The 24,243-nt window shown below is 53.1% G+C and carries 22 protein-coding genes and 2 pseudogenes; 10 read left to right on the top strand and 14 right to left on the bottom strand.

Translation table 11 applies throughout. The features are described 5' to 3' along the window. Positions 1 to 19: 19 nt before the first annotated feature. The 3 genes from ACFSX3_RS09105 to ACFSX3_RS09095 form a co-directional block, all read right to left on the bottom strand. Positions 20 to 895, bottom strand: coding sequence for a phosphotransferase family protein (locus ACFSX3_RS09105; RefSeq protein ID WP_209986774.1), 876 nt, complete (start codon positions 893 to 895; stop codon positions 20 to 22). 213 nt (positions 896 to 1,108) lie between these two features. Next, complete coding sequence (locus tag ACFSX3_RS09100; RefSeq protein WP_209986777.1) at positions 1,109 to 1,591, bottom strand: DinB family protein; 483 nt, start codon at positions 1,589 to 1,591, stop codon at positions 1,109 to 1,111. Positions 1,592 to 1,668: 77 nt separating this feature from the next. Next, positions 1,669 to 2,214: a hypothetical protein gene (locus tag ACFSX3_RS09095; protein WP_209986780.1), complete on the bottom strand. Its 546-nt coding sequence runs from the start codon at positions 2,212 to 2,214 to the stop codon at positions 1,669 to 1,671. Between the two features lie 379 nt (positions 2,215 to 2,593). Between ACFSX3_RS09095 and ACFSX3_RS09090 the strand changes: the two genes are divergently transcribed. Further along, positions 2,594 to 3,508, top strand: coding sequence for a phosphatidate cytidylyltransferase (locus ACFSX3_RS09090; protein WP_209986782.1), 915 nt, complete (start codon positions 2,594 to 2,596; stop codon positions 3,506 to 3,508). 103 nt (positions 3,509 to 3,611) lie between these two features. Here the strand turns inward: ACFSX3_RS09090 and ACFSX3_RS09085 are convergent, their stop codons facing one another. From ACFSX3_RS09085 to ACFSX3_RS09075, 3 genes are read right to left on the bottom strand one after another with little or no spacing between them, the layout of a single operon-like run. Continuing rightward, positions 3,612 to 5,765: a carbohydrate-binding domain-containing protein gene (locus ACFSX3_RS09085; protein WP_209986786.1), complete on the bottom strand. Its 2,154-nt coding sequence runs from the start codon at positions 5,763 to 5,765 to the stop codon at positions 3,612 to 3,614. A 27-nt stretch (positions 5,766 to 5,792) separates the two neighbouring features. Further along, the gene (locus ACFSX3_RS09080; protein ID WP_209986788.1) at positions 5,793 to 6,476 is read right to left on the bottom strand and encodes a DUF4956 domain-containing protein; all 684 of its coding nucleotides are present in this window, start codon (positions 6,474 to 6,476) and stop codon (positions 5,793 to 5,795) included. Continuing rightward, the gene (locus ACFSX3_RS09075) at positions 6,469 to 7,212 is read right to left on the bottom strand and encodes a polyphosphate polymerase domain-containing protein (protein WP_209986791.1); all 744 of its coding nucleotides are present in this window, start codon (positions 7,210 to 7,212) and stop codon (positions 6,469 to 6,471) included. The genes ACFSX3_RS09080 and ACFSX3_RS09075 overlap by 8 nt, the downstream gene beginning before the upstream one ends. A gap of 166 nt (positions 7,213 to 7,378) precedes the next feature. Here ACFSX3_RS09075 and ACFSX3_RS09070 point away from each other — a divergent pair, with 166 nt between their 5' ends. From ACFSX3_RS09070 to ACFSX3_RS09060, 3 genes are all read left to right on the top strand, one after another. Further along, the gene (locus ACFSX3_RS09070) at positions 7,379 to 8,056 is read left to right on the top strand and encodes a response regulator transcription factor (protein ID WP_209986795.1); all 678 of its coding nucleotides are present in this window, start codon (positions 7,379 to 7,381) and stop codon (positions 8,054 to 8,056) included. Beyond that, complete coding sequence (locus ACFSX3_RS09065) at positions 8,056 to 9,321, top strand: sensor histidine kinase (protein WP_209986799.1); 1,266 nt, start codon at positions 8,056 to 8,058, stop codon at positions 9,319 to 9,321. The genes ACFSX3_RS09070 and ACFSX3_RS09065 overlap by 1 nt, the downstream gene beginning before the upstream one ends. 65 nt (positions 9,322 to 9,386) lie before the next feature. Then, complete coding sequence (locus ACFSX3_RS09060; protein ID WP_209986802.1) at positions 9,387 to 10,034, top strand: Vat family streptogramin A O-acetyltransferase; 648 nt, start codon at positions 9,387 to 9,389, stop codon at positions 10,032 to 10,034. 69 nt (positions 10,035 to 10,103) lie between these two features. Here the strand turns inward: ACFSX3_RS09060 and ACFSX3_RS09055 are convergent, their stop codons facing one another. Next, the gene (locus ACFSX3_RS09055) at positions 10,104 to 11,111 is read right to left on the bottom strand and encodes a polysaccharide deacetylase family protein (protein WP_379258535.1); all 1,008 of its coding nucleotides are present in this window, start codon (positions 11,109 to 11,111) and stop codon (positions 10,104 to 10,106) included. Between the two features lie 617 nt (positions 11,112 to 11,728). Between ACFSX3_RS09055 and ACFSX3_RS09050 the strand changes: the two genes are divergently transcribed. Continuing rightward, complete coding sequence (locus tag ACFSX3_RS09050) at positions 11,729 to 13,384, top strand: cellulase family glycosylhydrolase (protein ID WP_209986808.1); 1,656 nt, start codon at positions 11,729 to 11,731, stop codon at positions 13,382 to 13,384. 138 nt (positions 13,385 to 13,522) lie between these two features. Here the strand turns inward: ACFSX3_RS09050 and ACFSX3_RS09045 are convergent, their stop codons facing one another. Next, complete coding sequence (locus ACFSX3_RS09045; protein ID WP_036722827.1) at positions 13,523 to 14,107, bottom strand: TetR/AcrR family transcriptional regulator; 585 nt, start codon at positions 14,105 to 14,107, stop codon at positions 13,523 to 13,525. Between the two features lie 218 nt (positions 14,108 to 14,325). On the opposite strand from ACFSX3_RS09045, the pseudogene ACFSX3_RS09040 reads away from it, so the two are divergent. Further along, positions 14,326 to 15,434: pseudogene (locus ACFSX3_RS09040) on the top strand (NADH:flavin oxidoreductase). A 112-nt stretch (positions 15,435 to 15,546) separates the two neighbouring features. On the opposite strand, the gene ACFSX3_RS09035 reads toward ACFSX3_RS09040, so the two are convergent. Then, complete coding sequence (locus ACFSX3_RS09035; protein WP_209986811.1) at positions 15,547 to 16,293, bottom strand: nucleotidyltransferase family protein; 747 nt, start codon at positions 16,291 to 16,293, stop codon at positions 15,547 to 15,549. Between the two features lie 15 nt (positions 16,294 to 16,308). Beyond that, positions 16,309 to 16,986, bottom strand: a complete 678-nt coding sequence (locus tag ACFSX3_RS09030) for a TetR/AcrR family transcriptional regulator (protein ID WP_209986812.1) — start codon at positions 16,984 to 16,986, stop codon at positions 16,309 to 16,311. Positions 16,987 to 17,182: 196 nt separating this feature from the next. Between ACFSX3_RS09030 and ACFSX3_RS09025 the strand changes: the two genes are divergently transcribed. Together ACFSX3_RS09025 and ACFSX3_RS09020 are read left to right on the top strand one after the other, a co-directional pair. Further along, entirely contained in the window at positions 17,183 to 17,983 is an 801-nt protein-coding gene (locus ACFSX3_RS09025) for an SDR family NAD(P)-dependent oxidoreductase (protein WP_209986815.1), read from the top strand. Beyond that, complete coding sequence (locus tag ACFSX3_RS09020) at positions 17,983 to 19,116, top strand: SMP-30/gluconolactonase/LRE family protein (RefSeq protein ID WP_209986818.1); 1,134 nt, start codon at positions 17,983 to 17,985, stop codon at positions 19,114 to 19,116. Before ACFSX3_RS09025 ends, ACFSX3_RS09020 begins: the two co-directional genes overlap by 1 nt. A gap of 79 nt (positions 19,117 to 19,195) precedes the next feature. Here ACFSX3_RS09020 and ACFSX3_RS09015 read toward each other — a convergent pair. Further along, positions 19,196 to 19,376 (bottom strand): annotated as a pseudogene (locus ACFSX3_RS09015) (helix-turn-helix domain-containing protein); the annotation flags it as partial. A 269-nt stretch (positions 19,377 to 19,645) separates the two neighbouring features. Beyond that, entirely contained in the window at positions 19,646 to 20,461 is an 816-nt protein-coding gene (locus ACFSX3_RS09010; RefSeq protein ID WP_209986821.1) for a DNA-binding protein, read from the bottom strand. A 165-nt stretch (positions 20,462 to 20,626) separates the two neighbouring features. On the opposite strand from ACFSX3_RS09010, the gene ACFSX3_RS09005 reads away from it, so the two are divergent. Next, positions 20,627 to 20,977 carry a helix-turn-helix domain-containing protein gene (locus tag ACFSX3_RS09005; RefSeq protein ID WP_209986825.1) on the top strand — a complete coding sequence of 117 codons (351 nt, stop codon included), beginning with the start codon at positions 20,627 to 20,629 and terminating at the stop codon, positions 20,975 to 20,977. After that, on the top strand, positions 20,967 to 21,326 hold the full coding sequence (locus tag ACFSX3_RS09000; RefSeq protein WP_209986827.1) for a helix-turn-helix domain-containing protein: 360 nt from the start codon (positions 20,967 to 20,969) through the stop codon (positions 21,324 to 21,326). The genes ACFSX3_RS09005 and ACFSX3_RS09000 overlap by 11 nt, the downstream gene beginning before the upstream one ends. Before the next feature lie 131 nt (positions 21,327 to 21,457). Here the strand turns inward: ACFSX3_RS09000 and ACFSX3_RS08995 are convergent, their stop codons facing one another. Both ACFSX3_RS08995 and ACFSX3_RS08990 read right to left on the bottom strand, forming a co-directional pair. Next, entirely contained in the window at positions 21,458 to 22,387 is a 930-nt protein-coding gene (locus tag ACFSX3_RS08995) for a copper amine oxidase N-terminal domain-containing protein (RefSeq protein WP_379254435.1), read from the bottom strand. 65 nt (positions 22,388 to 22,452) lie between these two features. Next, positions 22,453 to 24,180 (bottom strand): Imm51 family immunity protein, encoded by a 1,728-nt coding sequence (locus ACFSX3_RS08990; RefSeq protein WP_209986829.1) that lies wholly within the window; start codon positions 24,178 to 24,180, stop codon positions 22,453 to 22,455. Between the last annotated feature and the right edge of the window lie 63 nt (positions 24,181 to 24,243).

Below are 24,243 nucleotides of genomic sequence, written 5' to 3'. Positions count from 1 at the left end.
TCCGTGAAAAGCCTCTTCCTCAGCTGATTCCGTGCAGCTCTGCGAAGTCCTCACCGAGCGTCCATTCCAGACGTCTGACCCATTCACGCTGCACCTCCTTGGGCGCTATTTGCAGGCGTTGCAGGATATTCCATACCCTGTACAGACTCGCCGCCTTCATCTGGGGCGCAGTGAAGGATAACGGGTTAACAGACAGATAGCCCCGCATGAAGGCAGTGTTGAGCAGCACGGATTGTACGGGATAATGGTGCTTCGTGAACCAGCAGACCCAGGCTACATCATTCAGCGGGCTGCCCCATTCCGCCCATTCCCAGTCCAGCACATGCAGCAGATCATCGGCTTCACAGAGCAGATTATGTACTCCGTAATCGCCATGGGTCAGGACCCACGGAAGCTCCCCGGCCTCCGCAGCAGACAGAAAGTGAAGGGACTGCCTGCCGAGAGCGGCGGGGACGAATTCCAGCTTCTGAATCACCTGACTGAGTGCAGACCTGTTGCTGAGCCGGATCTCTGTCTCTTGCGGCTGATAAGGGCGGGAATGAATCTGGGCAGCCAGCAGCTGGCCCATTCTGCTGTAGATCCGCTCGGCTCTTGTCCAGTCCCTGGCATCCAGAACGGATTGGGCGTTCCCGCCCTGCATGCAGTCCATGATGATGATGCGCATCCCCTCCATCTCCGACACCTCATGCACCACCGGGGTATCACAGCTTCCCTGCACCAGCCGCATCACCTGAACCTCATTGAGGGTGTCTTCATTGGACAGATTTGTTATTTTGGCTACAAGCGGCGGCTCCGCCCCCGCCATCAGATAGGTGAGATTCGTATATCCCCCTGTCAGCCGCTTCAGCCGGCAGGCATATCTTGCTTCCAGACCTCTGATGATGTTCTCAATCATGATATGAATTCCTCTCTTTTCCCTTCAGTAGACCCTATGCCAAGAATATCACATGCTCCATTTCATTACAGATTAAGCTATTCTGCACAAGCAGATCTATGGTGCGGTCCGCACTGTACGACAAAGAGACCGGCAAGAGAATTCCGGCCAGTCTGCTTGGGCCATGCCTTATAGCGGTCACCCTGCACAGCCAAATACCTGCCCTGAACGGGCTTATGCTTGTAGCCTGGCCGGAATGTACAGCTTGTGGATCAACACTATTTGACCGATATGATAGGCATTATGAGTTGCCGCATTGCTGATGATCTCCCACCATACAGCCGGTACCGGGAACCCGTTCACCTGCTCTTCCAGCCCTTCCTCAGACAGCAGGCTCTGCCAGTTCAAGAGCGTCTGCAGCAGCCTTCCGCGCAGCTCACTGAACGCAATATCTGCCGGAAGCCGGAAGCTGAGGTTATTATCCTTAACCGGAGGCAAAGCGTCCATATGCCCTTCGCGGTACCGTGTCTGCCAGGCTTCATTCCAGTACAGTAAATGCTGGGTAAGCTCAGCTATGCTGCTGACTCCTTCAACCGGCTTCCAGAACGCTTCCTCCTCGGTCACGTTCTCCACAGCCTGCATATAAGGAAGATGCCAGCTGGGATCGTTGGCCCCGGCCAGCAATTGATTGGCAAGCACATCCTTGGCATGAACCATTCCTTCACTCTCCTCTTTTTCGCATTTTGTTATATTCTAAGTAAAGCCCCCTTCCCCTGCCGGGAACGAGGACTTCTCTACTGGCTGGAGGGCTTGTATTCGCTCAGCTTGCCGTAATAGACTAGATGCAGCCGGTCACTCTGCCGGAAGTCATCCGGGGTGACGAGCGCAGGCAGCTTGTTCCACAGCTTAATGCCCGAGCGCTCCAGAATCTCGGCAACGAACTGCGAACAGAAATAGGAGTTGCTGAACTCCACCGGCTCCTTCAGCGCAATGCCGATGACGCCGAGGATATTGTAGAGATACTTCTGGCGGCTGCGGATGAAGACCTGGAGCACCCGCTTCATTTTTTCAACCTCACGGTCTGTAACCTGAAGCTCGTAGATGACGCAGGTCGTCTCCGGGTATTTGCTGTAGGTGCCTGTGCGGATATCCTCCTTCACGAACCCGCCGTTCAGCGGATTGGCCGGATGCTTCCTTCCAAAGCTATATAGCTCGGACAGCTCCCGGTTAAATGAGATCGAGGCATGATTATACGGCGCTTTGGTATAGCCCTGAATGAGCCTCGTGAACAGCGTTCCCGTATTGGTGAGCATGATGTACACTGACCGGTCTGCTGACATTGCAATTTTCCCCTTATAATCTGTTTATAGGCCTTTTGGGTAGTGATCCCATAACTCTTTGGAATCCTGCACATAATACAACATTATGCTCATGAAATGAGCTTAAATCCAAAATTGTTGTCTAAAAGACAGCATTTCGCCTTCTCCAAACGGCTTAACGGGATAATTCCTGTATTTGATGCAGCAATCCTCTCGAACACCCGGTTACCAATGATTCAGAGTTGTAGAACGTACAACATTTATGTCTGTAGTGCCTACTAAGGTCTCTATACTGCACAACGAATCAAGTGTAAGCTTCAAATTAAGCTGGACGCTCCGTCTATTTTAGCATAAAATCCCTGTATTGAAATGCCACTCCGAGACAAGTTGGTGATTGCAAGTGGACCGCTCCTTATTCACACTAGTTCTGATCTTTGCAGCTCTATCGGTTATACATGGACTGTATCTTGTGGTCAGCAGATTGCAGAAGGACAAGGATTATACCGGAATCGGCTTCCGCATCAAAACCTGGTGGGGCATGCTGTTCATCTTCTGCCTCGCTACCCTGTCCAATTCTGTCGTGTCCCTGCTGTCCCTGATGGTGCTGAGCTTCTTCGCCCTCAAGGAGTATTTCTCCATGATCCGGACCAGAAAAGCGGACCGCAGGCTGTTCCTATGGGCTTATCTGTCCATTCCGCTGCAATTCTACTGGGTCTACATTGAATGGTACGGGATGTTCATTGTCTTCATTCCGGTCTATGTATTCCTGCTGCTGCCGCTTCCCCGGCTGATCAACAAAGGGACCCTTGGCTTCCTGCGCAGTGTCAGCGCTACCCAGTGGGGACTGATGCTGATGGTATTCGGACTGAGTCATCTGGCTTACTTCCAATTCGCAACGCCGGAGTACGGGGCAGGTCTGGTCCTCTTCCTGGTGGTACTGACCCAGCTCAATGATGCCGTTCACTATCTGGCTTCGATCTACTTCGGCAGACACCGGATCGTCCCGACCGCAAATCCCCACCTGACCTGGGAAGGATTCGTCTGCGCGTTTGTGGTGACAACAGCGGTCTCCTATCTGATGTATCCTCATCTGACACCGCTGAATCCGGTCTTCGGTTATCTCTCCGGCATGCTGGTCAGTCTCAGTGGATTCTTCGGCAGCCTGACCGTCTCCGTGCTTAAGCGGGATCTGCTTATCGGGGATGATGACAAATTCGCCGCACTTCAGACAAGCTATCTGAGCCGCATCGACAGCCTCACCTATACCGCACCGGTGTTCTTCCATGTAATCCGCTACTATTTCGACTTCATGTAGCCGCTGGGCATACCCGCTTGTTACCCCGAAGCGCAGCCAAACAGAGACTATCCGCTCGCGGATAGTCTCTGTTTGGCTGCGGGGATGCCGCTCACCATACTGCTTATTCCTTGCTTGCCCCTGCATTGGCTGGAGCCGTGGTGCCTGCATCGGCAGGTCTTGTCGTGCCCGCGTCAGCCGGCGGCGTTCCTCCTTGGCCGCCCGGCCCGCCGCCGGTCCGGTTGCCTCGCCCTCCGCCGCCCGCTCCTCCCATCCCGCTTCCGCCTGTGGTTACACCCGATGCATTCACCCAGGTCACCGGACTGGTGATGTCAAAAGCAACGAATTTGCCGCCCCCGCTGTACGTCCCGCCGGTATTCAATCCGTCTGTTGCTGTTCCGGTAGAACTGCCGCCGGTATAGACCGTATAAGAGCCGCCATTCAGCTCTGGAGCGCTGACCACTACGGTCTGGAAGCTCTTCGCTGGAGTGAAGGTCAGGATGCCCTTACCGTCAGCGTCTTCCAGGTGAACCATCGTTCCGGCCTGCTGGGTCTCTGTGAAGCTGATGCTTACCGAATGCTGACTGGAGTCCCCGCCCGGAGCCTGTGCCATTCCTGATGCACCTGCGGCTACCAGGAACCCGCCTGTGATGTTGAAGGCTCCGTCATAATCCAGGGCACCGTTGCCGGAGTTCTCGGGGCCATTCACAATGACGGTGCCGCCGGTCATAGTTACCGAGCCGTTGGAGTCCAGGCCATCGCCTGCGGCATCTACAGTCAGGGTCCCGCCGCTAATGGCCAGCAGGTTGCTGCCGGTGCTGCTGAACGTATCATGAGCCTGCGTTCCTGCTGCCGTATTAGTATCGTTGCCTCCGGCCACATTGACTCCATCGTCTGTAGCTGTCACATGGATCTCACCGCCGGATATGGTGATATCCGCCCCTTCTATCCCTTCATAGCTCCGCGTAATATTGACGGTGCCGCCCGATATCGAGACCAGAGCATCGGCGTGAAGCCCGTCATCCCCTGTAGTGATCTGGAATTCCCCATCCGTTACCGACATACTGCTGTTGCTGTGCAGCGCATCATCTGCGGCATCCACCGTGAAGCTTCCGCCGTTCACCGTCAGGACGCCGCCTGCCTTCATCCCTTTGGCGCTGACGGATTCTGTCTCCGCCGCTGCTGCGGTGCCACTCTCCACTGCTTGGGGCTGGTCAGCCGCCGGCTCAGCATCCATCGCAGGCGGCGTACCCCCTTCTTCCCCGGGAGCAGGGAAGGCTCCATCCTCCGGATGCTGACCGAAGCCGCCGCCCATTCCCGGCCCGCCCTGATCGCCGGTCTTCACTGCGGCATTCACATAGCCGCCTCCAGTCACCAGTGTATACGTGCCGCCGTCGATGACAGCAGCGGTCTCCGCTTGAAGCCCGTCATTACCGGCCGTAATGTCGAAGGTTCCGGCGGCAATAGCGATGAAGCCCTTGGCGGCATCCTTGTCATTCGTTGATTTGATGCCGTCGCCTTCTGCATGAATTGTAATACCGCCGTCCTGTATAGCTACCAGGTCCTTACCGACAATACCGTCATCTGCTGCCTGCACTTCGATCGTGCCGGACATGATTTTGAGATCATCCTTGCTGGTGATGCCATCGTTATAGTTGCCGGTTACCGTCAGCTTGCCGGTGCCGTTAATCGTCAGGTCTGCTTTGCTGAAGACCGCCGCACTTGGCTCATCCTCAGCTCCGTCTGCGAACACGTACGCAGCTCCATCTGTCACACTGTTATCCGTCCCTTCCTGCAAGGTGATGACCACTTTACCGGCTTCCTTGATGTAGAGCGGAGCACTATCACTGTCCGTCAGGTGAGCGCCATTCAGCACCAGCCTTACGGTCCCTTTGGCCTGCTCATCTACGATAATCTGGCCGTCACTCAGTGTGCCGCTTAGCACATAAGTGCCTGCTTCCGTAATGGTTACTGTGCCTTCTTGCACCGTTGCGCCTGCACCGTCTACCACAGCAGTAGTTCCAGCCAGAGTTATAGCAGTCGAATCTGCTGCCGTCCAATCGGTTACTGCATCTTCTTCCTCCCAAGCCACAAGATCCGCTGCCTTCACACTTGCCAGCTGCACAGCGGCAGAGGTACTGCTCTGCGCGGCCGAAACTGATGTACTCACGTTGTTACTTGTATCAGATGGCGTAGCGGCTTTTACACTGCATGCTGACATGACTGCGGCGCATAGCAGCACCAGTCCTATCCGGCTGCCTGTTCTGAAATTCTTCATCGGTCATCATTCCCTTCTTGTAGCGGATTAGTATTCGTTCATGACAGGTGCCATGGTCAGTGAGAGATCCAGGTTCCCGTTACGTGTGCGGATGGCGTCCAGCAGCTCCTTCTGGCTCGTCTGCTCATCAATCGTTACAGCGTAGACCAGCTCATACAGGCTGCCCAGCTCAGTAGTTCTGATCTTCTTCAGCTCGTAGGCCACATTAAAGGCGTTGAAGACCTCCGCGAAGGCTTCCTCATAACCCAGATTCTCAGGGATCGTTACCTTCAGTGTCTTGTGCATCGCCTTCTTAAGTCCAAAGCCCGTACGGTTAAGCACGGCCATCAGAACGCAGAGGATAAGAGTGAAAAAGACCGCGTAACCGAAGGCCCCTACCCCGCAGGCCAGCCCGGAGGCCATGGTGAACAGGACAAAAGTGATATCCTTCGGATCACCGGGAGCGCTGCGGAACCGGATGATCGAGAAGGCACCCGCCAGGCTGAAGGCCCGGGCCACATTGCTGCCGATAAGCAGGATGATGATCGCTACAATGACCGGCAGCAGAACCATAGTCAGTGTGAAGCTCTGTGAGTATCCCGCAGGGCTCGTCTTCATGTAGGTGAAGCTGATCAGCCCGCCGAGGATAATGGCGATGACGATGGTTAAGGCAGCATTCATGAACGTTAGTTCCGAAGTTGACTCAGCTACGGAAAATATCGAATCAAGCATAGCAGACACACTCTCTTTCTGATTGGCTGGTTCGCAGCATTTTTTTATATTCGTTGCCGTATTTGGAGAAGCTGGTGCGGTACATCTGATGCTCCGACAGCATCCTGGCCAGCCAGACCGGAATGGTCTTCTCCGCCTTCACTTCCATCAGCCATTGCCCCGGCTCCAGCAGCTCCTCGCCATACACGCCATGCTCCATCTTCAGATCATACCGGCGGCAGCGGATATTGGTGTCGAAGGTGATGCGGAGGTCCCGGTTGTTTTTGCAAAACATGGCTTTGCGGTCATAGGACAGATACAGCTTCGGCTGCAGATCATAGCGGGTCAGCAAGTACTTGATCTCCCCGATCACCTGCTTGTTCATATAGCTCTCGAATTCAGGCTCCCTGCCGCTCTCGATGAATGCATAGGCTTCATCCAGCTTCAGCGGGGTTCTTCTTTTGTTGACCAGGCCCAGCACCTTCTTCTTGATCTCCAGATAGACTCTGGTGTCGCCTTCAGGAATGCCGTAGGCTCTGATGCGCAGCTTCTCCCTGTACTTCGGCTTCGCCAGGCTGCTGCGGATCAGGGAATTCTGCGGGGTGTCATAATACAGATTGGTGATGGAATAATATTCGTGCTGCTTGTTGTATGCATCAGGCTCCATATATTCCAGCAGTTCGTGATAGAGCTTCAGATAGGATTCATGGTCGAACAGATACTTGTTCTCGTAACGGTTGAAGACCTCAATAGCCATGGGGATCAGTTCCTTTCAGGGGTGTAATGGGTGCCGCTTGCTTATAAATGTATCTTAGCCTCCGAACCTTTAGTGAATCTTAAATGGATTAAGGTTGATTAAAGGTCACCTTGATATAATGGCACCAGCGGCAAATACATTACTTAAGAAGAGGATGAGCCAGCCCATGAGAATATTAATCGTAGAAGATGAGGTCCATCTGGCGGAGGCCTTAACCCAAATCCTCAAAAAACACAATTATTCGGTAGACGCGGTGCATGACGGCCGAGCCGGTCTCGATTATGCGCAGAGCGGGATCTATGACCTGCTGCTGCTGGATATTATGATGCCGGAGCTGGATGGAATCAGCGTGCTGAAGGAACTGCGCAAGGACGGAATCTCCACACCGGTTATCATGCTTACCGCCAAAGGGGAGATTACCGACATGGTGACCGGACTCGATCATGGAGCAGACGATTATATCGCCAAGCCGTTCGCTTCGGAGGAGCTGCTGGCCCGTATCCGGGCTGCGCTGCGGCGTAAGGGCGAGGTGATTCCTGACGATGCTCTGAAGTTCGGGGATCTGGAGCTGAATACGGCCAACCCGAAGCTGACGGTGAAGGGCAAGGAGATGAAGCTGAATCTGAAGGAGACGGAGCTGCTGGAGCTGCTGATCCTAAGGAGGCAGGCAGTCACCTCGAAGGAGCAGATCATTGAGAAGCTATGGGGGTTCGATTCCGATGCGGAGCATAACAACGTGGAGGTCTATATTTCTTTTTTGCGTAAAAAGCTGGCCTTCCTGAACTCAGAGGTGCGCATCAGCACGATTAGGGGCGTAGGGTATGTGCTGGAGGGAAGTGCCTGATGTTCAATAAACTCCGAACCCGGTTCCTGATTGTCAATCTTGTCACCATCTCCATCATCATGCTGGTGGCCTTCGCCGCCATCTACATCTTCACGTACCGCAATGTGCAGGGAGACATCTATATGGCGCTCCACCGGATTGCGGACATGCAGCAGCGGGGTCCGGGCGACGGACAAGGCCCACGCGGTTCAGGTGGCGGCGGGGCAATGCCCGCGGGCCAGGGGCCGATCGACCCTTACCAGCCGGAGCGCTCCGTCTCGTTCACGGTGCAAACAGATGCCAGCGGCACGATGACCGGCAAAGAATCGAAGTTCACGATGGATGATGAACTCTATAGCGCCGCGCTGAAGGAGGCGCTCAGTCAGGGCAAGGACACCGGCCAGTTCACGCTGGACGGCAGCCGCTGGATCTTCATGGTAAAGCCTGTAAGCAGCGGACAACAGTTTGTCTTCATGGACATCACCGCCCAGCAGCAGATCCTGACGAACCTGATCTATACCTTCGCGGCTGTCGGCCTGCTGACGCTGGTCATCCTCTACTTCACCAGCCGCTACTTTGCGGGGCGCTCGATTGCGCCGGTGCGGGAGGCTTTTGACAAGCAGAAGCAGTTCATTGCCGACGCCTCCCATGAGCTGAAGACGCCGCTGACGATTATTAACACCAACGCGGATGTGCTGCTGGCGAACAGTGAGGATACGATCCGCAATCAGGCAAAATGGCTGCAGTATATCAAGTCCGAAACGGAGCGTATGACGCGGCTGATAGGCGATCTGCTGTACCTGACGGAGATGGATGACTCCCGGACCGGGAAGCTCCACAGCAAGTTCAACATGAGCGAGGCGGTAGAGAATATTATTCTAACCATGGAGGCGGTCATCTTTGAGAAGAACGTCTCCTTCAGCTATGACCTTCAGCCTGAGCTTACCGTACACGGCAGCAGCGAGCAGATCAAGCAGGTGGTCATGATTCTGCTGGATAACGCTGTGAAATATACGAATCCTAAGGGCGCTGTCCATATCTCCCTCCATAAGCAGAACAGCGATGTCCTCCTCTCCGTCTCGAATACGGGGGAAGGCATCGCTGCTGAACATCTGACGCGGATTTTTGACCGCTTTTACCGTACGGATACCTCCAGAGCGCGCAAGCAGGGCGGCTACGGGCTGGGTCTGGCTATCGCCAGGTCCATTGTGGACCAGCACAACGGGAAGATCTATGCGAAGAGCGTAGCCGGAGAGTCCGTGACATTCTATGTGCAGTTGCCTTGAAGGGGCAATCGGTTATAATGGGGACTTATGTGAAATCTATTATATTCCAGGAAAGGTGTGTGCTTATGCCTTCTATAGGACCCGATCCAAACGCAATTTACCCAAATCCCCAGATTAAGCAAGTCCGCTTCATCAAAAATACACTGACCCGCCCCAACATCATCGCCGGAGACTTCTCTTACTATGATGATCCCGACGAGGCGGTGACCTTCGAGAGCCGTGTTACCCATCACTATGAGTTCATCGGCGACAAGCTGATTATCGGCAAGTTCTGCGCCATCGCCAGGGGTACCGAGTTCATTATGAACGGCGCCAACCACCGGATGGGCTCCGTGACCACCTACCCCTTCAACATTATGGGCGGCGGCTGGGAGCAGGCCACTCCTGCACTTGCCGACCTGCCCTACAAAGGCGATACTATCATCGGCAACGATGTCTGGATCGGCCAGAATGCCACCATTATGCCTGGTGTGACCATTGGCGACGGGGCAATTATCGCCGCTAATGCCACCGTCACCAAGGATGTTCCCGCATACCATATTGCCGGAGGCAACCCGGCCCGGATGTTGCGGCAGCGCTTCGATGACGAGCTCATCGCCCTGCTGCTGGAGCTGAAGTGGTGGGACTGGAGTTCCGGGAAGATTAGCGCCCATCTGGAGACGCTATGCAGCAGTGATCTGGAGCAGATCCGGGCTCTTGCAGGCCTAGACTGAAACGAAAATAAGGGGTGCCTTGTCAGCTATGTACTAGCTGGCTGGGGCACCCCCTTCAATATTGTTGCTTTAATTGATTTCCAGATAATCAATATAAGCATCCCAAGTCCCGTCATCGGCGGTAACCACCAGCTCAATCACCTGATTGCCGGTTCCATGGCTGACATTGCTGATCGTATAGACCGCAGGGCTGCTTCCGCCATAGTAGAAGGTCCCCTTCGTCACCCCGCCGATCTTGAGGTCCACCCTGGCCATATTGGCGTTATTGGAGGCTCCGCGCAGAGAGAAATTATGCGTGCCGCTGGCGAAATTCTGGGTGTACTTCACAGAATCATTATTCGCGTATAGGGCGACTCCAGCGAAGGGGGAGCTGATGTTAGCAGTGTATTGACCGGCCTTGGTCATGCTCTCCGCCTCTACCTTCGTTGCAGCGGGGCCAGGACCATTGCCGCCATCAGGCGCAACCGCCCTGCCGGTGCTTGGCGAGATCATGCCTGAACACAGGCCGCGGTTCTTGAGGTTCTGCGCAATCTGCGGAACCGCCTGGAGCGTGGGCTGATACTGGTCATGCATCAGGATGACATCCCCATTCTTCATCGTGCCCACAGCGGCCACGATCTGGGCAGTTCCCGCTCCGTTCCAGTCTTGCGAATCCACGTTCCAGAGCACTTCAGTCAGGCCGTTCTGGGCCTCGATGGACTTGAGAGTCGCGTTAGTAGCCCCGTACGGCGGACGGAACAGCTTCGGAGCAGTGCCGGTAATGGATTGCAGCGTCTGCTGGGTATTCGTAATCTCCGATGAGATCTGGGAGGTGCCCACCTGTGTCAAATTCGCATGCGACCAGGAATGGTTGCCAATCCACATCCCTGCGTTCTTTTGGGCGAGTACTAGCGAAGGATTGTTCTGTGCATTCTGCCCGACATTGAAAAAAGTGGCGCGCAGGCCATTCTGCTGCAGAGCATTCAGCAGGTTCGTCGTGTTGCTTGGATTCGGCCCGTCATCATACGTTAGAGCTACATAGCCGGCCGAGCAATCGGCAGCGAACACCTTCTCCCCGCCCACCGCCAGCGACCCCATAAATAAAGACACGACCAGCGACCCGATGGCGGCCCATTGGATGACTTTGGATTTAATTTGGATTGAATACATGATTCTGCACGCTCCTCTCAAATATAGATAACGTTTACATTTGTAACTATAACAATTATTCCCTTTTATGGCTAGCTGTAATTCTCATAATCTGGAAGAATAAATAGTAGATAGTATGCGATGACCCCCTACCACGACGCCTGCCAGCCAACAAGTGGAATAGCGTATCTTAATTCGCCGATTTTGGAGCAATCCAGGGAAGCAAGTGGAAAAACTCCAACTACTATTGTCCGTTTCGGCTTCTTTGACTGATATGTGATCATTTAAGTGCTGTTTTTCCAACTCTTGCTGTAATACGGCCCATTCGTTCTTCAGCAAGTGGAAGAAATCCATCTAATTCCGCTCCCCGGCTCGCCTTCAGAGCGGCGCTTCTCATCAGCATTTTCCGCCCCTCGTTTCGCCTTCAGCGAAGCACTTCTCAGCAGCATTCGAACGAATTCAATAATTTTCCATATTTAAGGCTGTCCCGGATGAATAGGTTATCATTTTACCCGTATGATATAAAGTTCGACTTTATCAAGAACCATATAAGAGGAGGAAGATGAATGACCTTTGGTTTCAGGACACTGGGGAAAATGCTTTTGGCTTTAACACTGCTTGCAGGTACCGCCGCTATTGCCGGACAGCCGGTGAAGGCTGAGGGGGCAGCGAAGCTTTTTTATCACACCTCGGGCAGCCGGATTGTAGATTCGCAGGGGAACCCGGCCGTATTCAACGGACTCAACTGGTTTGGCTTCGAGACACCGAACTATTCCCCGCACGGATTATGGTCGCGCTCCATGGATGATGTGCTCGATCAGGTCCGCGCAGAAGGGTACAACTTGATTCGCCTGCCGTTCAGCAGTCAAATGTTCGATCCGGCTTCACAGGCCAACAGCATTGATTATGCCAAAAACCCGGACCTGGCCGGTCTGACTCCCATCGAAATTATGGATACCTTAATCGAAAAAGCCGGCCAGCGCGGCATTCAAATCTTCCTGGACCGGCACCGTCCCGATTCCGGCGGACAATCGACGCTCTGGTATACCGCCGCTTATCCTGAATCCCGCTGGCTCAGTGACTGGGTGATGCTGGCTAACAGATATGCGAATAATCCTACGGTAATCGGTGCTGACCTGCATAATGAGCCTCATGGCACGGCAAGCTGGGGGACCGGTGATCTAAGCACAGACTGGCGGCTCGCAGCTCAGCGGGCAGGGAATGCAATCCTTGCAGTGAATCCGCACTGGCTGATCATCGTCGAAGGGATCGAGCAGAATGTGCAGGGTAACACCAGCAAGTACTGGTGGGGCGGCAACCTCACCGGGGTGCGGAATTATCCGGTAACGCTTACCGTTCCGAATCAAGTGGTCTATTCTCCGCATGATTACGGTCCCGGGGTGGCGGAGCAGCCGTGGTTCAGCGATCCTGCTTTTCCGGCGAATCTGCCTGCTATATGGGATCAGACCTGGGGTTATATCAGCAAAGAGAACATCGCTCCTCTAATCATGGGTGAATTCGGAGGCCGCAGCGTGGATACTCTCTCGGTTGAAGGGAAGTGGCAAAATGCCCTGGTCGATTACATCGGCACGAATGATCTCTACTGGACCTACTGGACACTGAACCCCAACAGCGGAGATACCGGCGGTCTGCTGCAGGATGACTGGGCAACCTGGAACCGGCCGAAGCAGCTCATGCTGAACCGGATCATGAAGACGGTCACCTTCCCTCCTATTGAACAGCCTGGAGGCCCAGGGACAGGACCTGTAACCGCCACTCCGCTCTACCGCAGTGATGAGACCGGCAACAACGTGGGCTCCATCCGGGCAAGTCTTCAGCTGAAGAGCACTTCCACCGTCCCCGTCCCGCTCAGCCAATTCACGATCCGTTACTGGTTCACCCAGGACGGCAGCTCCGCACACACCATGGAGATTGACTACGCCGTTGTTGGCAAAAATAATATCCAGACCACCATCGTCCCGCTCGCGGTCCCGGTCCCTGATGCCGATGCCTACGCTGAAATCTCCTTCAAGGACGGGGCAGGCAGTCTGGCTGCTTCCGGTTCGACCGGAGAGATCCAGTTCCGTATTCATAAGGATAACTATGCGAATTATAGCCAGGCCAACGATTACTCCTTCCGGCCGCAACTGACCAGCTTCACTGCCAATGACCGGATCACTGTATACCATAACGGAACGCTGATCTACGGCGTAGAGCCCTAACCAAGCGGAAACGGCTACGAGGCTGTCCCAAAAGCAGGTTTTCTACGGCGGAAGACAGTTCTCTTCATTCTTAAAACCACAAAAAGTGAGCAGAGCAGCGATTCCCCCATTCGGAGGATCGCTGCTCTGCGTTTTTGGTCATTGGGGGCTCATGGGAAATCCGCCCGTGATCAGCGGCATTACCCGCTCCGCCAGTTCGGAGGAAGACTCTGATCTTCCCTCCAGATTCCAGCGGTAGGTTACGCCATATAAGGACCAGCTTAGCAGGGTGGCGGCAGTTGCAAGCGGCTTCGAATCTGTAGCCGCAGCTGATCCGGAGATCAGCTGCAGGATAAGTTTCTCGAGATGCAGCTTAATATTCTCCTCAAGCAAGAGAGCTACAGAATCATATCTTTTGAAACAGCGGTGGCTGTTTTCATGATAATTACATAATGCTACTATCAGCTCTTGAAGCGTCTTCTCGGTCAATGGTCCTTTGGCATCGACTTTATGGAGGACCATATTCGTAAAGGCATCTAACAAAAAGGCTTCGAACAGCGCATATTTATCCTGGAAATGGGCATAAAAGGTGGTCCTGTTAATCGTAGCTGCTTTGGTAATGTCGCCGACGGTTATCGAGTTGAAGTCCATGATATTCAATTGCCGGACGAAGGCATCCAGAATTAATTGACGGGTCCGAATCACCCGCGGGTCGTTCGGATTGGGGGGAAGTATGCCAGCCATCCAAGGAGCGCCCCTTTCAGAAGAGATTATAATCCTCTTATTATAAACATGTGCTCTGTACACAACAAATAGGATCTGCCAATACGACAGTTTTTCCGGCTTCTAGCTTAAGCAACAACTTGGGCAGTTTGTTGGTTGAAGGGAGGATTGGAGCTTGTTACTATTGCATTCATACCCCGCTTTGAGAATAATCATTCAACCTACAGGAGGCGTTAACCATGGCTAAACAACAGGAGCAAATCCATTCACTGGAGACCTTATTTGAACCGTACACGGTTCAACAATTAACTATACCCAACCGGATTGTAATGTCACCGATGGCGCGTGCTTTTTCACCGGAGGGAGTACCGGGTGAGGATATGGCAGCGTATTACCGCCGCCGTGCTGAGAATGGGGTGGGGCTAATCATCACCGTTGGTATGATTGACCATCCGGCAGCAAGCAGTGATCCGGGACTGGCTAATCTCTTTGGTGAAGCCGCTCTGAACGGCTGGCGTGAAGTCGTCAGACAGGTTCATGAGGCCGGCGGTATCATTTTTCCGCAGTTGTCACATATGGGAATGATTCGGTCCATGGGTTCCCAGCCTCACCCGGATGCACCATCAATCGGGCCATCAGGACTCGACATGCAGGGGAACAAGATAAGCGGGCCGATGACAGAAGAAGAAATTGCCGGGGTCATTCAGGCCTATGCCGATGCGGCAGTGAATGCACAGCAAGCTGGCTTCGACGGAATAGAGCTCTCCGGCGGTCACGGCTGTTGATTGACCAGTTCTTCTGGGAAATAACCAATCAGCGGACGGACCGCTATGGCGGCGATTTCCTGAAGCGTACCCGGTTTGCAGCCGAAGTTGTCCAGGCCGTCCGCGCTGTAGTCGGACCGGATTATCCGATTTCCATCCGGTTGTCCCAGTGGAAGATGGCGGATTACACGGCGAAGCTGGTGGATACACCGGAGCAGCTGGAGCAATTCCTGGATGTGCTGGTACAGGCAGGGGTGGATATTTTCCACATCTCGACCCGCAGGTTCTGGGACCCGGAATTCGCGGGCTCGGAGCTGGGTCTCGCCGGATGGGTGAAGAAGCTTACCGGGAAGCCGACGATTGCCGTTGGTTCCGTAGGCATGGACAATGATCCCGCTGAAGGCGGGGATGCAGACCATCAAGGGATGGAGGAGCTGCTGAAGCGGCTGGACCACCAGGAGTTCGATCTGGTAGCGGTTGGACGCGCACTTCTGGGTGATCCGGCATGGGCGAAGAAAATCCGTGAAGGCAGGTTGGAGGAAATTCAAGCCTTTACTCCAGAGGCGGCGGCCCAATTGTACTGAATCATAGATAATCTCCAAGAACTGCTCTACTCCCCTTGCTCTGCCAAATAAAACGCACGGGAATGAGAAATTCTCTCTGTACCCGTGCGTTTTTTTTGATTATTAACCCAGATCACTCTGCCTGTTTCCCCAGCCTGGCCCGCATCTGCGCATAGGCCTCCGGGGTGCCGACATCATCAATCGTCCCCTCCGTATAATAGGCCCGCATCTCCTGGCGGGAATGCAGCCACTCGGGGAAATAACTCGGCGCATCCGGGTTGCCCCCCTCAGCCAGATAACGGGAGAACAGCGGCAGCGTAGACCGTTTGTAGATGTACAGCGCGAATACGCCAATGTTCGAGCGGGGCGCCTGCGGCTTTTCCTCTAGAGATAAGACCCGCATCTGCGCATCCAGCTCCGCCACACCGATACTGCGAAGCTCAGCCGGATCATCCACCTTACGGACAAGAATACAGTCGGTACCCACCTGATGAAAATACTCCAAATACCCCGCAAGGCCGAATCCCAGCACATTATCGCCTGCCAGAACCAGCAGATCCTCCTGCGGCTGTTCCCGCTCCAGCACAAACTGGATATCGCCAATCGCGCCTAACCGGCCCTCAGGAGAAGAAGTGCCATCGTTCAGCACCCGAACCGGCTTCAAGCCCTGATACTGCTGCTGCCACTGTTCAAAAGCATGGAAGAAGCGGTCATTCGTCACAATGAGAATCTCCGAAATCTCCTCCAGCACCTCCAGCCGGGCGGCCAGCAGATCCAGGATCGTCCGGCTCCCCTGAACAGGCAGCAGCGGCTTGGGGGTATCCCGGGTTAACGGATAGAGGCGGGTGGCATATCCCGCTGCCAAGATTAGTGCAATCATCCCTTGTTCGCTCCTCTACTCTGGCTTGGATGCGGCAAACAAGGACTCGGACAGCAGCCTCATTGTTTGTCTGTATATGGTATGGGCCGCCTCCACATCACCCAGGAACCCTCCCATATACAGGTGGATTACACCGTGCAGCGATGCCCATATGGTGCTGACGAGGGTCCCGGTCTCTTCCTGATCCGAGATCTGTCCTTGCTCCTGGGCAGTGCTGATTAGAACCAGCAGGCGGTGTATGGCGGTCATCGTCCCCTGCATACTCTCCGCATCCGGCTTGAACTCGGCAAAAGCCCCTCCGAACATCAGCTTATAGTAGCTAGTATAGTCCTGTCCGAACTGCCAGAACGCTTCGCCCAGATCCAGCAGATGCCGCAGCAGATCTGGCGACGGCGGCACCTCTTCGAAGCGCTGGGCCAGCAGCTTGCAGCCTTCCAGATACAATTGCTGGGCCAGACCCTCTTTATTGACAAACAAACTGTAAATGATCTTGGTGGAACAGCCCATTCTTTGCGATACTCTGCGCACAGTGACGGCCTCCGGCCCCTCTTCCTGCAGAATCGCAGCGGCCGCATCCACCACAAGCTTACGGAGATTCTCCGTATTTTGCAGACGGGCTTCCTGATATGTTTTTAATACCCGCTCCGTTGAGGGTGCAGGTTTGTCTTCGCTACTGATAAGAATCACCTTCATTCGGTTATCATGTTATGGACCAGCAACAGAGTTGCCGGGTTCTAACAGGAATTCTAAACATTTGAACATAGGTTGTCAATTGAACCCTCGCGCTGAAAAAAAAGGAGTTGACACAGGCGCGTCCTTTTGGTTACTATGATTCACATAGGAAACAGTGTTACCAAAACAAAACATTGTACCAGAAGGAGTAGAACTTATGAATATTAAAGGAAAATGGTCGTTGATCACCGGGGCCTCTTCGGGAATCGGCGAACAGTTCGCAAGACAGTTAGCCAAGGAAGGCAGTCATCTGGTGCTGGTAGCCCGAACCAAAAGCAAACTTGAGGCGCTCGCATCCGAGTTGACGCGCAGCCATGGAGTCCAGTGCCGGGTTATTCCCCTGGATCTATCGCTCGAAGGCGCTGCCGGAGAGCTGTACCGTCAATGCCAGCAGCTTGGCCTGAGTATAGATCTGCTGGTTAACAATGCGGGCTTTGCCACCCACGGCCTATTCGAGGAGGTCTCCGGCGAACGGCAGCATGAAGAAGTGATGCTCAACGTCACCGCTGTAGTCGATATGACACATTTATTCCTTCCCGGCATGCTCCACAGAGGGGCAGGCGCGGTGATCAATGTCTCGTCCACCGCAGGCTTTCAGCCGCTGCCTTATATGGCTGTGTACGGGGCGACCAAAGCCTTCGTCTTGTCCTTTACCGACGCCCTGTGGTGGGAGAATCGTAATCGCGGCGTTCAATTCTTCGCCCTGTGTCCAGGCTCGACGGAGACTAACTTCTTCAACGTGGTGGGTACGGAGGATGCCTCTGTCGGCGGCGCGAAGGATTCGCCGGAGCGGGTAGTAGCCCTTACCCTGCGCGCTATGGCCAGAGGGAAACAGTACGTGGTTCCGGGACTCCGCAATTACCTGAGTGCCCAGATTACCCGGTTCATGACCCGCAGACAAAGTCTGCGGCTGGTCGGAGGTATGCTTCGCCCCACACAATCTAAGGAGGATCTATAATGTCCACAGTAACCAATCCACGTAAACGTTCCACCGGTCAACACATCCGCAGATGGAGCTTTGTCCTGCTCGGGGTCATTGTGCTGGGAATCGCCGGATTCCTGCTGATTCCTGCCCCGGTGGAGCCCGCTGTATGGTCTGCACCTGCCGCGCCTTCTTTTGAGACGGAGGGTCCCTGGAAAGAGAACCCTAAGCTTAGCTCCGCAGAGCTTGTGACAGACCGCGCGAAGTTCCCGGAATTTATCACTTTTGATGCTACGGGGCGGATTTATACAGGCGACTCTGACGGCACAATCTACCGGGTGGCCTTCGATGCGGAAGGCAAAGCGCAGCCGGCCGAAGTGTTCGCCGAGACCCAGGGAACCCCTAACGGGCTGAAATTCGATGCGGATGGAAATTTGATTGTGGCGGATATTCAGAAGGGGCTGCTGTCGATTGACAAGGATGGAAAGATTGAAGTGTTGGCCACTGAAGTAGATGGAGGACCGATCTATCTGGCGAATGAGCTGGACATCGCGCAAGACGGATCGATCTATTTCTCCGATACCTCTAACTATGGGAAGGTCATGTTCAAAGAGATCGCCGAGAACAAACCGCATGGACGATTGTTGAAATATGATCCGCAGACCAAGCAGACAACCGTTCTGCTGAAGGATTTGTATTTCGCCAACGGAGTCGCATTGTCTGCCGATGAAGATTTCGTGCTTGTTGCTGAATCGTACCATTACCAGCTGACCCGCTATTGGCTGAAGGGGCCCAAGCAAGGCACCTCTGATCTTTTTGCGGAGAATCTGGCGGGGTTCCCGGACAATATCACCCGGGATGCTCAGGGACACTTCTGGGTAGGGGTATTCACGACCCGTCTGGCTTTTGCCGATTACATGCATAGTCACCCCTGGGTAGCAGCAACGATGTCCAAAGTTCCGCAGTCCCTGTTGAATGGAGCAAGTGCCCCGGTGAAGCACGGACTAGTCGCAGAATACGGACCCGAAGGAGAGCTGGTGAACAGCTGGCATGATCCGGAAGGAACCTTGTATGGCATCACCACTGCCGTAAGCCACGGGGAGTACTTATATCTCGGAACCGCACCAGGCGGCAGCCAGGGAGTTCACCGGGTGCTTTTGAAGCCGTAAGATTGTTACATTAATCCACTCTGCTGCCGGGTTTGAGGCAGTCCAAATAGCAGCCCTCTCCGGCAGGAGGGGCTGCTTTTTATGTAGAGTTACCTTTTAAAATTTCTCTTAACACATTTGTAGCTAATCGAACGTTATCGCTGTTGGACTCACGAAGCATGAATCAGATTAACGCCTAAGGTCTCAGCAATTTTGGATAAATTCAATAGCGATACATTCTTTTTGCCCCGTTCGATTTGTCCTATATAGGAAAAATGAAATTTTTTAGGATAATTATGGTAGAATCGAAGGTGAACGGAGGAGAACCATGAAACGATTCCTTGCCTCAAAAACTTTTCTAATCACATCTATTCTGTTCAGTCTGCTATTCATTGTGAATCTGACTGCAACACCTGACGACACATCCATAGATATTGTACTCAGCATCCTCAAATCTGTCTTAGCAGGAGTGATAAGCGGATTCTTGATTGGCGGATTGATCTTTCTTTTACGGAAGAAGAACAAGATTTGAACCTAACTCCACATGCACTCAAACAATTTGACCAAGGCACTCCTGTAACAATCCATGATATCCCCCGGCCTGTTCGTCTGTCAGCCCTTCCCGCAGTGCTTCGAACAACGCCAGACAGCGCTTGAAATTCCCGTCATGCCTGGACTGGTGGGCCAGCCTTAAAGATTGCATTGTCCAGTCCAGCCCCTCCTGCAGTCTGCCTGCCCGTCTATGATATAGAGCCAAATGATAACAATAGCTGAAATAATGCGAGAGATTATCTGCATCTTCATAGTCCCCAAATCCGGCACTCTGCTCCGCGAACCTATGCAGCAGATCGTCCACATCCAGCCTATAATGCACCGCAGCCTGCACAATAGTCCCTAATCCCGGCAACAGCTCTTCAGGATTATCCTGCAAGAACTGGGTATACCCCTCCAGAAACTCCATCCTGCCGGACAAAATCTCCACGATATACAGGTTGGCACGGGCCAAATACCTGAATTCCTCGGCAATCTCCTCCCCTTCTCCCCCTAACTCCTCCATCCAGCCAAGCTCGGCATAGCAGTATATCGTCTCTCTTGCCTCGTCATACTTCTGCTGTTTCTGATAGGCAATGCCCTGCATCAGATGACTGAACCCGAAGTAATACACAAGCGGACGCTGCGTATCCACAAGTGGTACCGGAAGCCCTTTAGCCTTGTGATACTGCCGCTCCTCATAGATACACTGCGCGAAACTGTAAAGAATACCCGCCGTGTTCAGCATCTTGTCCCAGTCCTCTAAACGATATGCCATTTCCAGCATTTCAACGATAATGTCCGGGTTAAGTAATTTCAGAATGGAAGGGCGCATGGATGGGGCCTCCTTTTATATCCATTTCCAATTAATTGTATAGCCGAATATATATTTGGTCAATATAAATAGTACATTTAAGTACTAATATTATATAAATTACTTTGTCTTTGATTATCTGTAATGGTTAACATACCTCTTCTAACCTTAAGTGGAGGTGATCCCATGAATTTACCAGAAAGTGTTGGAAGTCGGATACGTGAGCTTAGAAAAGCAAAAGAATGGACCCAAGAACAGCTGGCGGAAGCTGCATCACTTCACTATAGCTATATAGGCGGGGTTGAACGTGGAGACCGTAATATTTCTTTGGAGACACTGGAGAAAATAATAGCTGCCTTCCAAATTCCCGCTGAAGAAATTTTCCGTTTCGAGGATCATACCGACCGCCGTAAGGCGTTAGATGAACATATGACTCTGATTAGCGGTAGGAGTACATACGAAATCGAAGCGCTCACCAAGATCAATCGGGAAGTGATGGCTACACTGGATAGCTCTGAAAAAAAAGATGACAGATGAGTCCAAATCCGAGCTTGTAAAAAGAATCGGAGAGCGCATTCGGAAAATACGCAAAGAAATGAACCTATCGCAAGAGCAGCTTGCCGAACGGTCAGGTTTACATACGAATTATGTGGGACAAGTTGAACGTGGAGAGAAGAACCTCACGCTTGAGACTCTGGAGAAGGTAGTTGGCGGGTTACACATATCGTTGGAGGAATTGTTCCGCTATATTGGACCCATGGAGCAAAAGGATGCTCTTAGTCAGATTATAGAGTTGCTTGTTGAACGTTCGTCAGTAGATCAGGAGATGGTACTCCGTATATTAATCTCTATTTTGGAGTGGGAGGACAAGAAGCATACTCTTTAAAAACACTACTCGGACTTTAACGCAATGCCATAAAGTGTTCCTTTCTCAGTTGGCTGGGCGTCGCAGACACCCAGCCTTACATTCCCCCTGGAGTCAAGGCAATCTCAGGACGGCCACCATAGAATCACCCATTATTGTTCCTCTGGAATATCCACAATAATATAATTTTCCTTCAGCTTAGGTTGAGGAACCTCGGCTTCTTTATAAATAACCTCATTCCAATTCTCCTTATTCATCAAACCATACCCCGTGGAAGTGATATGAGGCATCCAGCGAAAGCCTGCGAATGTCGTAGCTGTAAAATCCGGTAAGGAACCATTCTCCTGCGTAAGGGAGCGGTTGATGAAATACAGGTTCTCTTGCTTGCTGGCCTTGTCGCCAGTAAGAGCTTGCCACTTAAGGTAAGCTGTATTCTTCGTCAATTGATAATAACGGATTACATTATTATTGACCTCGATGAACCGGTCTTTGGTCTTTGCCGGAAAATAATATTGGAGACTGGCGGTCTCCACAGAGGGTTCAAAGTCCTCCGTGAGCTGTGACACTCTGGGAAGATTAATCGCAGCATTCCTTGCCGTGCTTAACTCGCTGCTCTTCAGATCAGCCAACAATTTCGCGCCTGGTTTTGACACAAATGCCGTTTGGGTGTTGGGATTCCAAGTTACGGAACCGTCCAGAGCTTCGGCAACAAAACGTAAAGGAATCATGGTCTTGCCATTATGAATAAATGGAGCAGCGCTTAAGGACACAGAGGCTCCATTTTTCAGTGCTGTTCTATTATTTATGGTCAACTGCAGGCTGGTGCCGCTCCCCTTCACCGTTACCTGCTTAGTCGTATTATTCCAGGCAAACGTTAACCCGCCCAAGCTTTGGAGTGAAGTCAGGCTAAAAAACACCTGATTATTCTTATTAAGAATATCTTTGGTCTCTAAATCGTTATTATTCACAACTACTTGTGTTCCTTTTGGAGCCGGACCCGCTGCGGACGCCGTATGCGCTACCGGTGCCAGCAGCGCAGCACATAGAATAACAGATGAACCTAGGAGTAACTTCCTCATCATCACAACCTCCTGAATTTTACATTCCTTTATAGTAGAGACGCAAAAAAATCCAAAAAGTTCCTAGTCTAATCCAGCTCCGCACGTGAGAACAGATCGCGGATGAGCGCGTCATCCTCGCAAGCCTGCTTGAAGGCAGTCGCAAAGGCGACAAGTGCATCACTGTCGGAAGAATAGGCGCAGAACATACCCGCCTCCGGGTCAAAGTGGATTATGCCTGCCATCTCAGGCATCTTTTCCACCAGGAATACCGCTGCCAGCGAACCCCAATCATACCCGTTGCCCTCGAAGCCTTCCTCTTCCCGCGCTGCAAAAACCTCGGCCTTGTAGCTGCCGGCGTTCAGGATTACCGACTTCCCGCTATCCTGCTCTACTATAATGAAAGGCTTCAGATCCACAGCATCCGCGATTTCTGCCTGCTTCAGCTTCTTCAGCAATTGTTCCTTCGCCTCATCCGTGAACCGGAGCGCCCCCTCCGTCTCCACGATCATTCCCTGCCGGACCTGGTCATCCAGCCAGTCCGAGATGAAGCCCGGGGCATATCCGCCTGTGCTGAATTCACCGCCGAACGCGATCATTTTGGAATACACCTCAAGATACTGGTCACGGCTCGTATTCGGGTAAGCGCTGGTATAGAGCCAGAACTGGAGATCATACATCAAGGTGGAGCGTTCGTCCATGTGAAGAGAGAAATGGCCCTTCTCCTCTACGATGGCGGTGCAGATCTTGCGGATAATCCCTTCTATACCGTCCACTTCCGTAACCTTATCGCACAGCTCCTGAAGCAGCGGAGAGAACGGCGCGGACGCTACCTTCTGCAGATCCTCCTGCTTATCCTCCTCCGAGGTATCATAGACCTCCTCGTTCACCAGCCCGCGAATGAAAGTCTCATAGTCCGGGGCCAGGAAAGTAATCTCATAGTTGCTCTCCTGGTCCACATGAATCACCTCAGGTTCCCCTTCCGGGCCGCAGTGACGGTAATCCAGCATGATGACATCATGTCCCGCGGAAGGACAGTCGCCGAAAACCACGCCGATATCGGGGTAGCCCCACTCCTCAATCATGAAGCGGCTGCCCAGCTCCCCGCAGAGGGAATAGCTTTTGTCACGGCCGATCCCGGCAATTCCCGAAATGGCGACATGATCTGCTGACCAGGAAGTGGGTTCATTCACCGGAAAACACGTATTGAGCGGAATCCCGCCGTTATGCTGCTTCATCATGGCGATGTAAGAGGCCGGCAGCTTATAACCCAGTTCCTGCTCCACAGAGGCAATCAGATCGTCACTGGGCAGCGGGGACACATACTCCTTCAAGGCATAATCACTGTCCTCCCAGAAGTCCGCGCAATAGTCGAGGAATGCACCAAGGTCTCTACCGCCACCCTCTCTATTCACCTTCAAGGCCTCCAGCGCTTCGGCGCGTCTTGCCTGCTCTCTTATCTCACGCCGTGCGCCTTCCCGGCTCCACTCCAGCATTCTCGCAGTATCCCCGTCTCCCGGCTCCAGCGCCTCCGCACGTTCAAACGCATGAATAGCCTGCTCATACTGCTTCAGGTGATAGTAGGAATATCCTATGCGGAATTGCCACAGCGGATCATCCCCGCCTTCCTTGGAGATGCTGAGCAGGTGCTCCAGCGCCTCCCCGTATTCACCCAGGTTATTGTAAGCTCTGCCTAATTGGCCGATACACTCATAATCTCTTGCATCCGGCGGAATCTCCAGAATACGGTCCACAATCTGCTGATATTCATCTTCATCATGCCAACGCTTCACCTGTTCCAGCAACGCCTCATCCATGCCTTTGGCCCCCCTAATTGGACACTGCAAAACAAGCCTGTCCCCTATTCCGAAGGACTGCTT

The sequence above is a fragment of the Paenibacillus rhizoplanae genome, assembly GCF_042684125.1.
Taxonomy (GTDB): Bacteria; Bacillota; Bacilli; order Paenibacillales; family Paenibacillaceae; genus Paenibacillus_AQ; species Paenibacillus_AQ rhizoplanae.
The sequence above is the reverse complement of the archived record's forward strand: the minus strand, read 5'-3'. Positions and strand labels throughout refer to the sequence as shown.

What these genes read in the sequence shown, in the direction of transcription:
- ACFSX3_RS09070 (WP_209986795.1), top strand. Translation starts at nt 7,379, where the DNA reads ATGAGAATATTAATCGTAGAAGATGAGGTCCATCTGGCGGAGGCCTTA.
- ACFSX3_RS09105 (WP_209986774.1), bottom strand. Translation starts at nt 895, where the DNA reads ATGATTGAGAACATCATCAGAGGTCTGGAAGCAAGATATGCCTGCCGG.
- ACFSX3_RS09050 (WP_209986808.1), top strand. Translation starts at nt 11,729, where the DNA reads ATGACCTTTGGTTTCAGGACACTGGGGAAAATGCTTTTGGCTTTAACA.
- ACFSX3_RS09055 (WP_379258535.1), bottom strand. Translation starts at nt 11,111, where the DNA reads ATGGGGTCGCTGGCGGTGGGCGGGGAGAAGGTGTTCGCTGCCGATTGC.
- ACFSX3_RS09065 (WP_209986799.1), top strand. Translation starts at nt 8,056, where the DNA reads ATGTTCAATAAACTCCGAACCCGGTTCCTGATTGTCAATCTTGTCACC.
- ACFSX3_RS09100 (WP_209986777.1), bottom strand. Translation starts at nt 1,591, where the DNA reads ATGGTTCATGCCAAGGATGTGCTTGCCAATCAATTGCTGGCCGGGGCC.
- ACFSX3_RS09085 (WP_209986786.1), bottom strand. Translation starts at nt 5,765, where the DNA reads ATGAAGAATTTCAGAACAGGCAGCCGGATAGGACTGGTGCTGCTATGC.
- ACFSX3_RS09000 (WP_209986827.1), top strand. Translation starts at nt 20,967, where the DNA reads ATGACAGATGAGTCCAAATCCGAGCTTGTAAAAAGAATCGGAGAGCGC.
- ACFSX3_RS09025 (WP_209986815.1), top strand. Translation starts at nt 17,183, where the DNA reads ATGAATATTAAAGGAAAATGGTCGTTGATCACCGGGGCCTCTTCGGGA.
- ACFSX3_RS09080 (WP_209986788.1), bottom strand. Translation starts at nt 6,476, where the DNA reads ATGCTTGATTCGATATTTTCCGTAGCTGAGTCAACTTCGGAACTAACG.
- ACFSX3_RS09060 (WP_209986802.1), top strand. Translation starts at nt 9,387, where the DNA reads ATGCCTTCTATAGGACCCGATCCAAACGCAATTTACCCAAATCCCCAG.
- ACFSX3_RS09005 (WP_209986825.1), top strand. Translation starts at nt 20,627, where the DNA reads ATGAATTTACCAGAAAGTGTTGGAAGTCGGATACGTGAGCTTAGAAAA.
- ACFSX3_RS09075 (WP_209986791.1), bottom strand. Translation starts at nt 7,212, where the DNA reads ATGGCTATTGAGGTCTTCAACCGTTACGAGAACAAGTATCTGTTCGAC.
- ACFSX3_RS09020 (WP_209986818.1), top strand. Translation starts at nt 17,983, where the DNA reads ATGTCCACAGTAACCAATCCACGTAAACGTTCCACCGGTCAACACATC.
- ACFSX3_RS09030 (WP_209986812.1), bottom strand. Translation starts at nt 16,986, where the DNA reads ATGAAGGTGATTCTTATCAGTAGCGAAGACAAACCTGCACCCTCAACG.
- ACFSX3_RS09035 (WP_209986811.1), bottom strand. Translation starts at nt 16,293, where the DNA reads ATGATTGCACTAATCTTGGCAGCGGGATATGCCACCCGCCTCTATCCG.
- ACFSX3_RS09095 (WP_209986780.1), bottom strand. Translation starts at nt 2,214, where the DNA reads ATGTCAGCAGACCGGTCAGTGTACATCATGCTCACCAATACGGGAACG.
- ACFSX3_RS08990 (WP_209986829.1), bottom strand. Translation starts at nt 24,180, where the DNA reads ATGGATGAGGCGTTGCTGGAACAGGTGAAGCGTTGGCATGATGAAGAT.
- ACFSX3_RS09045 (WP_036722827.1), bottom strand. Translation starts at nt 14,107, where the DNA reads ATGGCTGGCATACTTCCCCCCAATCCGAACGACCCGCGGGTGATTCGG.
- ACFSX3_RS08995 (WP_379254435.1), bottom strand. Translation starts at nt 22,387, where the DNA reads ATGATGAGGAAGTTACTCCTAGGTTCATCTGTTATTCTATGTGCTGCG.
- ACFSX3_RS09010 (WP_209986821.1), bottom strand. Translation starts at nt 20,461, where the DNA reads ATGCGCCCTTCCATTCTGAAATTACTTAACCCGGACATTATCGTTGAA.